This is a genomic window from Ignavibacteria bacterium (assembly GCA_036262055.1).
In the GTDB taxonomy this organism is placed as follows: domain Bacteria; phylum Bacteroidota; class Ignavibacteria; order Tepidaquicellales; family Tepidaquicellaceae; genus DATAJP01.
The window spans coordinates 421,314-437,118 of the sequence record DATAJP010000003.1; the positions used below are offsets into that span (position 1 = coordinate 421,314).

18 protein-coding genes and 1 tRNA gene are annotated in these 15,805 nt (G+C 35.9%); 8 read left to right on the forward strand and 11 right to left on the reverse strand.

Features of this window, described 5'->3' with window-relative positions:
* Positions 1–11: 11 nt before the first annotated feature.
* From VHP32_09025 to VHP32_09070, 10 genes are all read right to left on the reverse strand, one after another.
* Complete coding sequence (locus VHP32_09025) at positions 12–980, reverse strand: substrate-binding domain-containing protein (GenBank protein HEX2788034.1); 969 nt, start codon at positions 978–980, stop codon at positions 12–14.
* Positions 967–1,236, reverse strand: a complete 270-nt coding sequence (locus VHP32_09030) for a hypothetical protein (GenBank protein ID HEX2788035.1) — start codon at positions 1,234–1,236, stop codon at positions 967–969. Before VHP32_09030 ends, VHP32_09025 begins: the two co-directional genes overlap by 14 nt.
* Before the next feature lie 49 nt (positions 1,237–1,285).
* Entirely contained in the window at positions 1,286–2,167 is an 882-nt protein-coding gene (locus tag VHP32_09035; GenBank protein HEX2788036.1) for an energy transducer TonB, read from the reverse strand.
* Between the two features lie 130 nt (positions 2,168–2,297).
* Positions 2,298–2,600 carry an EthD family reductase gene (locus VHP32_09040; GenBank protein HEX2788037.1) on the reverse strand — a complete coding sequence of 101 codons (303 nt, stop codon included), beginning with the start codon at positions 2,598–2,600 and terminating at the stop codon, positions 2,298–2,300.
* Between the two features lie 19 nt (positions 2,601–2,619).
* The gene (locus VHP32_09045) at positions 2,620–3,744 is read right to left on the reverse strand and encodes a L,D-transpeptidase (protein HEX2788038.1); all 1,125 of its coding nucleotides are present in this window, start codon (positions 3,742–3,744) and stop codon (positions 2,620–2,622) included.
* A gap of 56 nt (positions 3,745–3,800) precedes the next feature.
* Positions 3,801–4,640, reverse strand: a complete 840-nt coding sequence (gene pstB, locus VHP32_09050; protein HEX2788039.1) for a phosphate ABC transporter ATP-binding protein PstB — start codon at positions 4,638–4,640, stop codon at positions 3,801–3,803.
* A 3-nt stretch (positions 4,641–4,643) separates the two neighbouring features.
* On the reverse strand, positions 4,644–5,513 hold the full coding sequence (gene pstA / locus VHP32_09055) for a phosphate ABC transporter permease PstA (protein HEX2788040.1): 870 nt from the start codon (positions 5,511–5,513) through the stop codon (positions 4,644–4,646).
* Positions 5,513–6,520, reverse strand: coding sequence for a phosphate ABC transporter permease subunit PstC (gene pstC, locus VHP32_09060; GenBank protein ID HEX2788041.1), 1,008 nt, complete (start codon positions 6,518–6,520; stop codon positions 5,513–5,515). The genes pstA and pstC overlap by 1 nt, the downstream gene beginning before the upstream one ends.
* A gap of 47 nt (positions 6,521–6,567) precedes the next feature.
* Positions 6,568–7,632 (reverse strand): phosphate ABC transporter substrate-binding protein PstS, encoded by a 1,065-nt coding sequence (gene pstS, locus VHP32_09065; protein ID HEX2788042.1) that lies wholly within the window; start codon positions 7,630–7,632, stop codon positions 6,568–6,570.
* Positions 7,633–7,810: 178 nt separating this feature from the next.
* Positions 7,811–8,269, reverse strand: coding sequence for a hypothetical protein (locus VHP32_09070; GenBank protein ID HEX2788043.1), 459 nt, complete (start codon positions 8,267–8,269; stop codon positions 7,811–7,813).
* Positions 8,270–8,429: 160 nt separating this feature from the next.
* On the opposite strand from VHP32_09070, the gene VHP32_09075 reads away from it, so the two are divergent.
* Positions 8,430–9,041 (forward strand): hypothetical protein, encoded by a 612-nt coding sequence (locus VHP32_09075; GenBank protein HEX2788044.1) that lies wholly within the window; start codon positions 8,430–8,432, stop codon positions 9,039–9,041.
* 129 nt (positions 9,042–9,170) lie between these two features.
* Here VHP32_09075 and VHP32_09080 read toward each other — a convergent pair.
* A tRNA-Met gene (locus tag VHP32_09080) sits at positions 9,171–9,243 on the reverse strand.
* A 196-nt stretch (positions 9,244–9,439) separates the two neighbouring features.
* On the opposite strand from VHP32_09080, the gene VHP32_09085 reads away from it, so the two are divergent.
* The 7 genes from VHP32_09085 (at position 9,440) to VHP32_09115 (ending at position 15,797) form a co-directional block, all read left to right on the forward strand.
* Positions 9,440–10,189: an electron transfer flavoprotein subunit beta/FixA family protein gene (locus VHP32_09085; GenBank protein ID HEX2788045.1), complete on the forward strand. Its 750-nt coding sequence runs from the start codon at positions 9,440–9,442 to the stop codon at positions 10,187–10,189.
* Positions 10,190–10,374: 185 nt separating this feature from the next.
* Positions 10,375–11,391 carry an electron transfer flavoprotein subunit alpha/FixB family protein gene (locus VHP32_09090; GenBank protein HEX2788046.1) on the forward strand — a complete coding sequence of 339 codons (1,017 nt, stop codon included), beginning with the start codon at positions 10,375–10,377 and terminating at the stop codon, positions 11,389–11,391.
* Positions 11,392–11,599: 208 nt separating this feature from the next.
* Positions 11,600–12,223, forward strand: coding sequence for a bifunctional nuclease family protein (locus tag VHP32_09095; GenBank protein ID HEX2788047.1), 624 nt, complete (start codon positions 11,600–11,602; stop codon positions 12,221–12,223).
* 21 nt (positions 12,224–12,244) lie between these two features.
* Positions 12,245–12,865 (forward strand): hypothetical protein, encoded by a 621-nt coding sequence (locus VHP32_09100; GenBank protein ID HEX2788048.1) that lies wholly within the window; start codon positions 12,245–12,247, stop codon positions 12,863–12,865.
* Between the two features lie 189 nt (positions 12,866–13,054).
* Positions 13,055–13,810 carry a type III pantothenate kinase gene (locus VHP32_09105; GenBank protein HEX2788049.1) on the forward strand — a complete coding sequence of 252 codons (756 nt, stop codon included), beginning with the start codon at positions 13,055–13,057 and terminating at the stop codon, positions 13,808–13,810.
* Between the two features lie 30 nt (positions 13,811–13,840).
* Positions 13,841–14,260, forward strand: coding sequence for a secondary thiamine-phosphate synthase enzyme YjbQ (locus tag VHP32_09110; protein ID HEX2788050.1), 420 nt, complete (start codon positions 13,841–13,843; stop codon positions 14,258–14,260).
* Positions 14,253–15,797 (forward strand): glycosyltransferase family 39 protein, encoded by a 1,545-nt coding sequence (locus tag VHP32_09115; GenBank protein HEX2788051.1) that lies wholly within the window; start codon positions 14,253–14,255, stop codon positions 15,795–15,797. The genes VHP32_09110 and VHP32_09115 overlap by 8 nt, the downstream gene beginning before the upstream one ends.
* The last annotated feature ends 8 nt before the right edge of the window (positions 15,798–15,805 follow it).

Here is a 15,805-nt window from a genome sequence, read left to right on the forward strand (position 1 = left end):
ATATGAATAAATTAATTTAATTGTATAGTTCTAACCGGCTGAGTAACGGGTACCAAGCCATATTTTAAAACAATCTGCTGTCCTGCAGTTGATAATAAAAATGTTATAAATCCTGTTGCCACGTTAATATCTTTTTCTGTTGTTAATAACCAAACATTTCTTACATAAGGATACGTTCCGTTATAGACCAAACCCTGATGAAATTGTATATAATCTGCCTGAAAACCATTCGGGTAAATTCTTGATATTCTCACAGGAACAACTGTGGAATCAAGCGTATCCTGCTTCCCGACTGAAAGCCAGCTTGAATTAGAGATACCGATTGCATTTACATTATTTCTGATTTCCTGCATCATCTGTGCGCTTGTAGAACACATTGTAGATGTCTTTGCGTAATCCATTCCGTTTAATACCGTGTCTTTAACATAACCGTACGTTACCGAATGAGGTCTTTGTATGAATAATTTTATTTTATCATCATTTCCTTTCATTGCTGATTTTACTTCTGCGTCCTGACCTTCGACATTCGATTTTATCTGCGTCCATAAAGTAAGTTCACCTGTAAAAATTTTCTTAATTTCATCAGATGTCAAGCGTCTTACAGGATTTTTCGGATTAACAATAAATGCAATCCCGTCAACGGCAACTTTGTATGAATCTACTTCAATCTTATGTTGATTTAAAATATCTCTTTCATCCGGGTTAAAATTTCTCGGTACAATTGCAGTTCTTATTTGTGAATTGATAAGCTCGGCAACAATTTCATTTGTCGGACCGTAATGCGCTTCAATTTTTGAGCCCTGATTTATTCTCATAAATTCATCGGTTGCAGCTTTCACAAGCGGCTCAAGATTATCGTCAGCACCAATTATTGCAGTTCCTGTTGTTGCCTTTGATTTAATCTGGCTGAAGTCACACGAACTAAATCCTAAAGCAATCAAAAACAAAAAACTAATATGTAAAAATTTATTTCTTCGCATTCTTTATTAATTCTTCTGTTTCCTGTCTCATTTTTTCACTGCGTTCCTGCATTTTCATAATTTTAATTTTAGTCTGAACATTAACAAACCTGTATATACCGTAAGCCATAAACAAAATTCCGAAAATCATTCTTGTTGACATCTCCATTGACGGAGTTATAACTCCGAAAGCTATCAATAATCCGACCGCAAATACAATTACGCTCGTTAGAATATTTATTATTATCGTTGCATTCATACATAAAAAATATGCCACTTCCGAAATACATCAAAAGTGGCATTCACAATTTTACTAAGTTAAGAAATTACTCGTTGTCTTCGTCGTCTTTCTTAAACTTTTTGCTGAGAGTGAAGCTAAACGGTACGCTTACCCAGCATTTTACCGGCTGTCCGTTCTGCAATGCAGGAGTAAACTGGAGATTGCCAACTTTATCTCTTACTTCATCATGGAATACATCAGGTCCGCTCATCCCGCCGACTTTTATTATGGAGCCATCGGTACCAACAAGAACCTTTACTGTTACTCTTCCTTCTGTTCCCTGACTTCTTGCTATTTCAGGATATCTCATTGAGCTTCTCACTGCACCTAAATTTACAGGACTCGGAGCTTTTTCAACTTCAAACTGCTGATAAATATCTTTCTTTTGAACTACTTTTTCTTCTTTCTTCTCTATTTGTTTCTCAACGGTTTTTTCTTTGATACCGATAGGACCTGTATAATTAACTTTAGGAGCGTTCTCGACACCTTCTTTTGAAACCGGCTGAGTTATTTCTTCAAGCTGTTTCTGTTCTTTAATTGTTGAGATTTCAGAAAGCTCTTTTTTTACCGGTTCAATTTGCATTGCTTCAAGGTCTTTAAGCGCTACGACTGTCGGAGGTATCTCCATATCAGGCGGAGGAGGTTCTTGCTCCTCATCTGCTGCCGGTGGGACTTCAAGGTCTTCAAGCATTATCGGTGTTCTTTGAACTACTTCTTCGGTTGCTTTGCCGCTTGCGGAAATAACATTATATGCTAATGTTCCTCCCGTTACAAGAATAAACAACAAAACCGCAATGATTAAACCCCGCAAAGTATACTTTTGCAATACTTTTTTAAGGTCTGGAGCGCCGTAAGGCATATTCAAAAGCTCTATTCCGTCAATCGGGGCTTTTGAAAAATCTGTATCCTGTGTAGTTGTTTTGGACATCTTTTTTCTCCTTCCACCCATCCTCACTCCGGGTGTTTTCCTTGTAAACTTTTTTTAGGTATTTTTGTTCCTAATTGCTGTAATATAGAAAAAAATATGATATTTATATATTCTAAATATCGTCTAAATATTAACTTTTTGTAACATCCTCACCTATGTACATAATCACCAAATCCTTGGCAAATGACATTAATTGCTTTGCCGATGCTTTTCCCTCAGGTGAAGCCATAGCAGCATTCAAAGCATCCATATCATCGAAATACATTACTGCCTGCAAATAATATTTTACATCTCCCAAACTTTTAAGACGGCTGATTTCAGTTTTTCGCAAGCCCGGCATTTTATTTACAAGCGGAACATGCTCTTCAAAATATTGTCTGTCAAAGCTTTCTTTGTCTTCAGGTGTTTTATATAAAGCAATTAATTTTGTCATCAGATATTTATTCGATTAATTATTTTTTAGGACCGTAATATGGAAGAATTCCAATCGGATTATGATAATATTTTTTTATCAAAGTTTCTTTTGATGTTACATCAACTACAGGGCTTTTTAAATTTTTAACTTCATTTTCATTTATGACTGCTTCATCCAGATTAAATTCACTCATTGCAGTTTCAGAGTCATATATATTTTCTTCACTGACTGAAACATTATCTCCTGCCATTCTGTCACTTTCCTGCTTGAAATTATAAATATGCTGGGGAGATTTTTGTCTCTTGGGAAGTTCCGCATCATAGCCGTTATATACACCCCACGGCGGAATTGCCTTAGGGTCAACTACAAAAAATTCTCTTTCTTCCGTGAAATAATTTCCGTGCAGAACATTATATAAATTCTTTGCAAGCATTTCTTTATATTCTTCTTTGGTATATTCCTTTTCCTGCTTATAACCTTTTGGAGCAAACCCGACGGTTCTTTTTGATATATCACCGTTGTGAGCGATAACCAAAGTCCCCATCTCAGCGTCTTTATATAGTTGTCTCGCATCTTCATGACGCATTCTAATGCATCCGTGTGATGATGGTCTTACGCCAAGATTTCCGTAATATCCTGTTCCATCCAATGCGTGAAAACCAATTCCCTGATTAAATGTCTGAAAATGATACAACGATGCATCACTGAATTGTGTTGATTTATGATGCTCATTCCTATAAAAAATGGCAAATAATCCGGGTCTCGCTTCTACAGCTTCATGTATGAATTTATTACCGGATGAAATGGGAAAAGCAACCACTCTTCCATCACGCCAGTGCTCATAAACATATTGCTTGTCTACTCTGACTTCAAGCCACATGTCTTTATCTGTATAAACCGTATCTTTTATTGGAGAATTTATATCCGATGCGGACAAGAGATTAATCTTGCCGTCATTTTTCTTTTTTGAACCAAGTTCATAAAAACCATCATTTTTTGCTATATGAACTTGTTCTTTGTTGTTTGAAATGAATCCTGAAAATAAAAATAGAGCTAAAATTACGGGAGTAATAAATGAAAATAATTTACCGCCGTTATCATTTTTATGATTTCCTTCGTGACTTTCTTTCGATTCGTATATGTTTTCTGTTGTTAATTCCATATTTACACTAACTTACAAGATACCAAAATAAAAATAAAATCAATATGTATTTTTTATTATCCGAATTTTCCTGTAACGTATTCTTCAGTTAATTTTTCTTTTGGATTCGTAAATATGGTTCGTGTCTTAGAATACTCAACCAATTTACCCATAAAAAAGAATGCAGTATGGTCGCTCACACGTGCGGCCTGCTGCATATTATGTGTAACAATAATTATGGTATAATCATTCTTCATCTTATAGATTAATTCTTCAACCTTCAGGGTTGACATCGGGTCAAGCGCACTTGTAGGTTCATCCATTAAAATAATATCCGGATTTACCGCAATGCTTCTTGCTATGCACAATCTTTGCTGTTGTCCTCCTGACAAAGTCATTGCAGAAACTTTTAACCTGTCTTTTACTTCATTCCATAACCCTGCAAGCACCAGACATTTTTCGACACGCTCGTCATAAAAACTTTTTGATTTTCCGTTTGTATATTTTATTCCTGAAATTACATTGTCATATATGGACATAGTCGGAAAAGGGTTCGGTTTTTGAAAAAGCATTCCGACTTTTTTTCTGAGGTCAATGGTATTGTAATCGGTTATAATTTTTCCGTTAATTTTTATCGTTCCTGTCATTCTCGCTTTCGGATTAAGCTCATGCATCATATTTAATGACCGGAGAAAGGTTGACTTCCCGCATCCGGAAGGACCAATGATTGCCGTAACCGATTTTTGTCTTATCTTGATGTTAATATCTTTTATCGCAGGAGTTTCATTGAAGTAAACCGATAAATTTTCGGTTATAACAGAAAATTTACTGTCAGGTTTTCCTTCCGGCTCGGTTTCAACCTGCGGCTCTTCGATAATTTCCTTTTCTTCTTCTTCTTTTATAATCTCAGCAGACATTTTTTATGAATTTGTAAACTTACTTTTTGTGAAAAATCTTACAATTAGATTTATGACAAAAACAAGCAAAATCAAAATCAATGCTCCTGCCCATGCCTGTTCGTGCCAGTCCGTATAAGGTGATTTTGCATAATTATAAATTTGTATCGGCAATGATGCAATCGGCTCATCAAGCGATGTGCTAAAAAATTGATTACCGAATGCCGTGAACAAAAGCGGAGCAGTCTCCCCCGCTATTCTGGCAATTGCAAGAAGAATGCCTGTAATAATTCCCGACATCGCTGTTTTTAGAACAATGTTAAGCGTGGTTTTCCATCTTGAAATTCCCAGCGCAAGAGATGCTTCTCTTATCGATTGCGGAACAAGCTTCAGCATTTCTTCCGTAATTCGTATCACTGTTGGAATCATAATAATTCCTAATGCAATTCCTCCCGAGAGCGCTGAAAATCCTCCCATCGGCATTACGACAATCGTATATGCAAATATTCCTATGACAATTGACGGAATACCGCTGAGAACATCTGTAACAAATTTTATTATGTTAGAAAAAAGTCCGCCGGAATATTCCGCGACATAGATACCTGCAAGTATCCCGATTGGTATTCCAATCACAGATGAAATTCCGATTAATATTAACGTTCCCACGATGGCATTATACATTCCTCCGCCGGTTTCACCGACCGGCTTTGGCATTTCCGTAATGAAGTCCAGTGATAAAAATTTAAATCCTGATGCAGTCGTGTAAAAGAAAATATAGAGCAAAGGAACAATCGTAATTATAGCCATCAGCACACAAAGAATTAAAATAAGATTGCTCTTCGTTTTTCTGTATCTGAGATATTTATTTTTTTCTAATAAATCTTTTTCAGCCATTATCTTGTTTCGTATTTTCTTGTAACGCTGTAAATTAAAAGTCTTGCAAGTGAATTTATTATGAAAGTAACGACAAACAATATCAAGCCAACTTCAATCAATGCGCTGATATGCAATGCTTGGCTTGCCTCAGCAAATTCATTTGCAATAACCGAAGCCATTGAATACGCAGAGTTAAATAAACCCAGACTGATTTCAGCCCGGTTTCCGATTACCATTGTTACTGCCATTGTCTCACCGACCGCTCTTCCGAAGCCGAGAACTGTTGCGCCGAGTATTCCGCTCTTTGCATTCAACAGCGCCATTCTTATTGCTTCCCACCTTGTAGCTCCGAGCGCATAGGCTGCTTCTCGCTGAGCAGTCGGAATTGCGCGTATAACATCACGCGATATTGCGCTGATGATTGGAATAATCATAATTGCAAGAATCACTCCTGCTGTGAACATTCCCGTTCCAATGTTTGTCCCTGTAAAAAGCGGAATCCATCCCAATATAGAATTAAGAAACGGCTGTACCGATTCCCGCATATATGGAACAAGTACATACAATCCCCAGAACCCAAAAATAATACTTGGAATTGCGGCAAGAATTTCAATTAAAAAACTGAATACTGTTCTTATTGATTTTGGTGCAAGCTCCGATAAAAAAATTGCAACACCGATACTTACAGGCAAAGCAATTATCAATGCTATGAGAGACGAAACAACGGTTCCATATATAAAAGCTAACGCGCCAAACTTGTCTTTGACAGGGTCCCAGTCGGATGAAAAAATAAAACCAAATCCGAACGCTTCTCTCGAGAGGACAGAATGCAGAAACATTTCATATATGATGTCAAGGAGTAAGAAAATTACGATGCAGGCAAAAAGAAGCGTGATATTCTCGAAGATAATATCGGAAAGATTTTTTTTGCTTCTAATTATTTTTTCAGGAGTTTCCAGAAGCTTTATAGAATTTAATGATAATTGTATAACAGTAGCCGAACTCTTTAGGGTTCGTTTAAAAATAACGAAAGCTAAAGCTTTCGGCTACTCAGAATTTTAAATATAAATTCTTATAACGGCTGACCGTTAAAATTAATCGTTTTAATCTTCCCCTGTGTTTTTTCAACCACGGAAGATGGTAATGGAGCATAACCTAAATCAACAGCCATTTGCTGTCCCGAAGTTACCGCCCAGTTAAGGAATTCTTTTAAAATCTTGCCTTTCATCTGGTCTTTTTGATTTTGGAAAATCAAAATATAAGTATAACTTGAAATCGGATAAGCGCCAGCGCCGTTTGCATTTGTAATCGACTGTCTTAAATCATCAGGCATCTGTGCAACAGAAACTTCAGCGGCTTTGGTCAGGCTTTCGAGAGAAGGAGTAACAAACTCACCGCCGGGATTCTGCACGTTTGCATAGTTAAGTTTATTCTGAATTGCATAAACATACTCAACATATCCGATTGAATATGCAAGCTGTTTCACAAGTCCTGTTACGCCTTCATTTCCTTTTCCGCCCTGACCAACCGGAAACCTCACATCTTTTGCAGTTCCATGCTGGGCTTTCCATTCTTCACTTGCTTTGGAAAGAAAATCGGTGAATACATATGTTGTTCCGCTTCCGTCTGTCCTGTAACACACTATTATTTCTTTATCGGGAAGAGTAACACCGGGATTTGCGTTTGCAATTTCAGGATCATTCCATTTTTTTATTTTGCCTGAAAATATATCTACGATTGCTTTTTGTGTAAGGTTAATGTTTTGCTTTACTTCAGGAATATTATATGTCAATACTACAGAGCCGATTACGGTTGGAATGTTCATAATATTGTTATTTCCATTTGCATCATTTGCTTTTTTCATTTCAGCATCAGACATCGGGCTGTCTGAAGCACCAAAGTCAACTGTTCCTTCGGTAATCTGTCTTACTCCGCCTCCGCTTCCGATTGACTGGTAATTTATGGTTGCATTAGGATTTAACTTATGATATTCAAAAAACCATTTTGAATACAAAGGATAAGGAAATGTTGCCCCCGCTCCGTTAATTAAAGTAGTTCCTCCATCTGTTCCCTGATTTTTTTTCCCGCAAGAAACCATCAGAAGAGCTGACAGTAAAACAACATAAATTAATTTCATATTTTATTATTAAGTTTGTGTTAAGTGCTTAATACAAAAATATGAAATTCGATTTTGTGTTATTGTTAAGAAATTGTAAAGGAATTTCCCAAAAATAAAAAACCCGGCTTGCACCGGGTCTTTTTCAATAAACAGTCATAATTGCACTGTCTATTTATATTAGATATTGGAGTTAAATTTATTTTTCAGGCAGCGGCTCTTTTCTGAGTTCTTTCATCTCGCCTTGAGTCTTGTTTTTGCGTTTTTCTTTATGCTTGCCTTTTTCTTTATGCTTTCCTTTATGATCCTGTTTATGTTTATTCCATTGCTCAAGCTGTTCGGCAGTTAAAACGCTTTCAATTCTTGAGTTAATATCTTTCATATATTGCTGTCTTTGTTCCTTCGATGGTTTTTCACCTGAATTCATCCTTGTCTGTCTGTCCAAAGCTGCCTGATAAAAAATATCATATACCTGTTTATACTGCGTATCTGAAAGACCTAATTTGTCTTTCATTTTTGATGCCTTTTTTTCGGCATATTGTTCCGGGGTTTTCTTAAGCTTCATTGGTTTATTACTGTCATCATTCTGCGCCATTGAAATTGATGTAAACGCAAAAAGTAGAGTAAAAGCCACAAAAAATAATTTTAATACTTTCATTAATTTTTCCTTTAATTATTAGAAATTTATAATATGACAATGAATTTAGCATTCGGTTTAATCATTACTTAAAATTTCTAAAATTTCTAAATTTTATTGATATTGATTTTACGTTTATATTAAGTCATTTTATTAATCATTTTCATTAAAGCTAAAACCAATGAAATCAAAAATCTACTTTCTTGCAGTTTTTTTAGTTTTATTATTTAACTTACCCTCGTATTCACAAAATCTTAAATTAATACAATACATTTCATTTGAAATAGGAACCGGCAATACTGAAGTTTCTATTGCTAACAGAGACAGCATTGCTAACAATTTCGGTATCACAACCAAAAGCGCTTTATTCGGCGGCGTATCTGTAAAGATTCCCTATCTTGTCGGAGGGTTATATTATTATGATAATAAATTTACTATGACAGACAGAGGACAGACTTATGAAATCAACAACGGTTATTTATCATTGGTTGCTTTATATGATTTTTTGCAGTTAAACATGAATGATTTGATTTTTGCAAGTCTTAAGCTTGGCTTAAGCGGTTCGGTATTAATATCTAAAAAAGATAACGGTCCGAGATTTCAATATAAATCTGTGGTCGTTGGCATAAATGGTAAGGTTGACGCTACTATGAACGTTGCGCCAACAATCGGCATAACCGTCGGGCTTGATTATAACTATAACGGACTTTCAAATCCCATAATAGTTGATGACAAATATCCGTTACGATTATCTTCGTTTAAGTTTTACGCCGGAATAAGAAAATATTTTTAAGCTTCAGAAGTCATTCCCGCGGGGAACCCTTTGGGTCACGCGGGAATCCTAGTAAGTATTATATATTTTTATTTATATAAAACAAAAACCCGATGCTTATTCAACTTCGGGTTTTTTCATTACATCTCGTAGCGGGAGAAGGACTCGAACCTTCGACCTTCGGGTTATGAGCCCGACGAGCTACCAACTGCTCCACCCCGCGATTTATATACAAATATAAGCATTTTATTACAAAGATTAAAGGTGGTTTTAAATGAAAAGGCAAAAGTAAAAAAGCAAAAATTTAGAAATGAATAATATTTTTTTGCCTTTTGCTTTTTGCCTTTTCACTCGCAATTGAATTGATTTTCCCGCACGATAAAAGTATTTTTGAATATTATATAATTCAAAGCTAATTAATGAACATAATTGTCTGTGTTTCTTTAGTCCCCGACAGCACAACCAAAGTCAAAATCGCCCCCGATAACAAATCAATCGACCAAACCGGAGTTAGTTTCATCATCAATCCATACGATGAGTTTGCAGTAGAAGAAGCCGTTCAGTTAAAAGAGAAAAACGGAGGAGAAGTTACTGTCATAAGTTTTGGTACCGATAAATCGAAGGAAGCCATCAAAAAAGCTTTCCAGATGGGCGGAGATAAAGGCATTTTGATTAAGTCTGATACGGAAAATTTCGATTCTTATACAGTTGCAAGAAACCTTGCCGATGTAATTAAGTCTAAAAATCCTGACATTGTATTATTCGGAAAGCAATCCATAGACTTCGACGGAATGCTTATTCCCAACATGGTTGGTGAAATGCTTGATTTGCCTGCCATTAACGTTGTAGTAAAGCTTGAAATCAGCGGCACAAAAGTTACTGCCGAGCGTGAAATCGAAGGCGGTATCGAGATTGTTGAGTCATCAATGCCAATCATAATCGGAACACAAAAGGGAATTAACAATCCTCGTTACCCGAACTTGAAAAGTATCATGGCTTCAAAATCAAAACCGATTGAAGAAGCAAAGCCGACTTATACCGGCAACAAAACTGAAATTCTTGAAATGGCTTTACCTGCCGCAAAAGGAAAAGGAAAAATTCTCGAAGGCGGCGCTGACCAGGTACCTGAATTAGTAAGATTATTAAGAGAAGAGGCCAAGGTAATATAACAATTAGTGATTAGTAATGTGCAATTAATAATTACTAAAAAAATTAATTTGTGAAAATTTGTGTTAATATGTGGTCAGGTTTTTACATTTTACGTCTCACGTTTGACATTTCACATTTGACCTTTGACAGAACCATAGATACTTTAAAATTAATTCTCAAAATAGAATAGTAAAATAAAGAAAGAATGTCTAATAAAATACTTGCCTTTGTTGAAGCAAAGGAAAATAAATTCAGAAACTCTGCATTTGAAGTAATCACCGAAGCAAAGAAGCTTTCAGAAGAGCTTAAATGCGAGTTTGAAGTTCTTGCAATCGGAAACGCAGCTGCAGAAGAAGATACAAAGAATCTCGGAACTTACGGAGCAACAAAAGTAAATTTTGTGAACAATGATGAGCTTGATTCGAAAGCGCCTGCAGGCGGATTTATATACTCACAAACTGCATTTGGAAAAGTAGTGAGTGCGTATGCAAAGAATAATAACTGTAACATAATCGTTTTATCGGCTACATCACTTGGCAAGGACATTGCTCCGAGAATTGCGGTGCAAACTGAATCCGCAGTATGTCCTGATTGCGTTGACATAAAAGTTGATGGTGAAAATATTATTGCTAAACGTCCGGTTATTGCCGGAAAATCCTATGTAACATTAAAATTCAATTCCCCTAATGTTTTGATTACTCTCAGACCGAATGTTTTCAAAGCCCATAAAGCAAGCGATGCTCAGGCAGAAATTGCAAAAGTTGATATTGGTTCGCTCGGAATTTCGGATAAAGATTTTAAAACTACGGTTAAAGAAATTAAAGTTTCTTCCGAAAAGCTTGACGTTGCGGAAGCTGACATTATAGTATCAGGCGGACGCGGATTGCGCGGACCTGAGAACTTCCATCTAATCGAAGAGCTTGCAAAAACAGTCGGAGGCGCAACGGGTGCTTCACGTGCAGTAGTTGATGCAGGATGGAGACCTCACGGCGAGCAGGTCGGACAAACGGGAAAAACTGTCTCCCCTTCTCTTTATATTGCCTGCGGTATCAGCGGAGCTATTCAGCATCTTGCAGGAATGTCTTCTTCAAAATGCATAGTTGCAATAAACAAAGATAAAGATGCTCCGATTTTTCAGATTGCCGATTACGGTATTGTCGGAGATTGTTTTGAAATTCTCCCTGCGCTAAATGAAGAATTAAAGAAAGTCCTAGCTCACTAAGATTTTTTTATGAAACGAAGTATAAAATTCCATTGTTAATATACTTGTCATTCCTGCGAAGGCAGGAATCCATCAACGTTTCGTTGACCCTGAAACAAGTTCAGGGTAACAATATAACAAGTATTTAAACAATTGTTTCTAATTTGATTTAATTAATGAAACAATTTATTTTTAACTGTGTAAAAATATTTAAGAAGTAAAAGTTTATATGGATAATAACGACATAATACAAGTTGACATATATGGTTTATCACTTTCCTCTTCATTGCAGGGCGGCGGATATGCTATAATTTTAAAAGAAGTTAGCGGCGATAGAAGAATTCCGATTATTATCGGGCATTCCGAAGCTCAGGCAATTGCATTCGAACTTGAGGGCATTAAACCCCCAAGACCGCTTACACACGACCTTACAAAAAATATAATTGAAGCTCTCGGCTTCAATGTAACGAGCGTCATAATAAACGAGCTTAAGGATTCGACATTCTACGCAAAGATAAAGTTCGATGCTTCATCTCTTGATGAAATGGATGCGCGTCCTTCCGATGCCATTGCTCTCGCATTAAAATTTTCAGCGCCGATTTTTATTTCTTCATCGATTATGGACGAAATAGGGTTTGTGCCGGAAAATGAAAATCAGGAAATTGGAAAAATTGAAAATGTTTCTGAGTATGCAGAAAGCAGTTCAGAGGAAACAATCAACGAATCTCCAAAGGAAAGAAAATTAAGAAAGCTCAAAGGCGAACTTGACGAAGCTATCGCGAAGGAAGATTACGAAAAAGCTGCTACGCTGAGAGACGAAATAAGAAAAATTGATTTATCAAACTTAAATTAATTAACTTTAAAAAATAACTAAGTGAAAAAAACAACCATTTCTTTCATCATCGTTTTAGCTTTATTATTCACTTCAAACGCATTTTCACAAAACTTAAATTCCCTTAAAAACGATTCACAAGAACAGACTTCTTATCTTAATTCTGTTCTTAACAAAAAATTGGATTTAAACAGCAACAAAAAGCTTATGCTTGTTAATCCCGCAACTGCAAAAACATCTTTGGGAGTAAATGTTGGGTTCGCCAATATAGAAAAAGGAACAGGTATAGCACTTGGATTGTTTGCGGAGGTTAGATTAACAGATTTTTCTTTTGTTCCGCAGGCGAATTACTGGAAAGTTAATGATATGACGAATTTTGAGTTGGCTGCAATTGCAAGAATGAGATTCAAATCAGTTCAGATTGAACCGTATATTGATGGCGGTTTAGGTTTGAATTTTTTGACCTTAAACGTTCCTCCGAATAATAGATCTGAATCAATCACAAAGCTCAGCATAGATGTCGGCGGCGGAATAGAGCTGCTCACAATTTCTCCGAGCTATTCATTGATTTTTGATGCAAAGTATAAAATTATCATTAAAGACGAAGGGAACATTGACGGTTTTGTTGTAACCGGCGGAATTAAATTCCCCATGAATCCTTAAAATAAAATAAAACTTTTTAAAAAAAGCGTATCTGATTGAATATCATTTACGCTTTTTTTGTTTATACTTGTTCTGCCTGCAAAGGCACAAAGACGTAAAGGGAAACAAAATAATTCCCCCTTAGTAAAGGGGGTTAGGGGGTTGTTTGAAGTCATTCCCGCGGAAGCGGGAATCCCAATACAGTTTTAATTGAATCTTTTAATCGACATAGGTAATTCACGAATTAAATATTGCATGTCAAAAAATGGCAAGCTTGGGAAAGTATTTTCTTTAGAATATAAAAAAGAAAAATTTAGGTCAATCTTCAAAAAGGTATTATCAATAAATAATGGGATGACCCAAAGGGTGCCCCCCGCTTTCGCGGGAATGACTTCCCCTGAAAAAATTTATGTTTCAAATGTCGTGCCGGAATTTAATCAGGTAATTAAACGAAGCGGTGCCAAACTTATTAACATAAACTCGAAGCTTCCTATTAAATTTAATTACAAAGGTAATCTCGGCTCTGATAGAATCTGTTCAACAATCGGAACAAGAGCTGAATTTCCAAAAAGGAAAAATATTCTTATTGTCGATTTCGGAACGGCAACAACATATAACTTGTTAAGAGGAAATAACTTTGCAGGCGGATTGATTATGCCCGGGCTTAACACGGCACTCTCTTCCCTTCTCTCAAAAACCAGCCTGCCTAAAGTAAATTTGAAATACGATAAAAAACTTCTTGCCAGCACAACTGATAAAAATATAATCAATGGTGTCTTTGCACAGCAAATATTTACGTTTTATTATATTACAAGTGAGCTAAAGAAAAAACATAAAGATTTATTTGTTGTTTTGACGGGCGGAATGAGCAAAACGATTTTAAAATATCTGAAGAAAAATTCTTATAACGCAATAGATTTAAACTTAGTTTTAAAAGGATTAAATTATTTAGCAAATAACGGGTAGGACAGACATTCCTGTCTGTCCCCAACTAACATGAAAATCATTAATAAAGAAATAGTTAAGAAAACTAAGGGTGATAACGATATTATAAACCTGACAGATGACCTCATTGATTTATTAAACCAATCAAAGCTTCAGAAAGGAAACTGTACGGTGTTTTCAATTGGTTCGACCGGCGGAATTACAACGCTTGAATACGAGCCCGGTTTGCTGAAAGACATTCCTGACTTTCTCGAAAAAATTGCTCCCAAATATGAAAAATATTTTCATAACGATACCTGGGGCGATGGCAACGGGCATTCGCATATTCGCTCGGCATTGTTCAAAACTTCTTTTGTAATTCCTTTTGACAAAGGAGAATTTTTTCTCGGCACCTGGCAGCAGGTTGTCTTCATTGACTTCGATAACAGACCCCGAACCCGAAGAATAATAGCGCAATTCATTGGTGAATAAGATCCAAAATAAACTCGACCAAAAACTTCAAAACATTCCGGACGAAAAGGCTCAGAAGCTTTTTAAGATACTGATTCTTCTCTCAATCTTAATTACTCTTGTCATCCGCATATACAACATCGAACAAAAAAATGTATGGTTTGATGAAGTTTATTCGTGGAAGATTGCTCAGGAAAGTTTTTTTCAGGTAATTGCTTTATCATCAGGCGACATACATCCTCCGTTATATTATATAGTTCTCAAAATCTGGATGATGATATTCGGCGATTCAATTTTCTCGATCAGATTTCTAAGTGTCGTTTTCAGCATGCTGAGTTTGGTTTTCATTTATAAAATCTGCAATTTAATTTTTAAAGATTCATTACAAACCTTTCTTGTTATATTTTTATATGCTGTCTCACCGCTGAATATTTATTACTCTCAGGAAGCACGGATGTTGAATCTCAATCTTCTGCTCTGTCTCGGCTCGATTTATTATTTCATTCTTTTGATTAATAATTATAAATCCAGGTATTCTGTCTTTTATGTATTCTATACTTTCCTTGCTTTATACACGCATTATTTTGCGTCGTTTATTGTGTTTACGCAATTTCTTATTGTATTGTTTGAGTACCGTTCGAAGGTAATTCCAAAAGAACTTTTCAAAAAAATTCTGTGGAAAATCGGGATTGCTGTATTGCTTTTTCTCCCGTGGATACCTGTATTCATTGCTCAAACAACTAAAGGTCAGTCGTGGCGCACGCAGCAAGGTATTTGGAAAGTTACAGTCGGAGTTTATGATTATTTCAGGGAAATGTTTTTCAGTTATTACGCCGCTTATGAAAGCAATCTTGTGATATATTCCGTAACTGCTCTGACTGTTTTCATAATTTTATTTTTTATTTACCGTCTGATAAAATTTTATAAATCGGACGACCGCAATGATAAACATTTATTTTATATCTCGCTTCTGTTTTTAGTTCCTTTGCTCATAGCAACGATTATTTCGTTCAGACAAAGCATTTTGCTCTCACGATACCTGAGCATCCTCGTGCCTCTTATTCTCATTGCAAAAGTTGGTCTGTATTTCAAAATGAAAAAGAAATATCTGACATATACTATTATAATAATATTAATCGTTTCAAGTCTTTACGGAATTTTTCTTAACTATGATAACGATTTTAAAAATAATGACTATCGGAGAATTATAGATTATATTGAAAAAACATACAATCCGGGCGAGCAAATTATTGTAGAGCCGCATTACATGGGCTGGATGATTGAATATGCAAACAAGCAGGGACATACAGATCTGCCAGTCCCCACTATTCAGGGGTATACTCTTAATTCGGTCAGAGACTCTATAGCAAAGAATGCCGATAGCTTAAATAACTTGTGGATGATTCTGGATTACTCCGCGGTTGACGATACAGGGTATGACGACTTCACAAACTTCATGAATGAGCAGGGTTTCGAGCTTGATGGGCAAAAGACATTTTACTTAATACCTGATAAGGTAAGAGTTATGTATTTCAGGAAGTTACAGCAAGAAGATTGAAGCAAAGA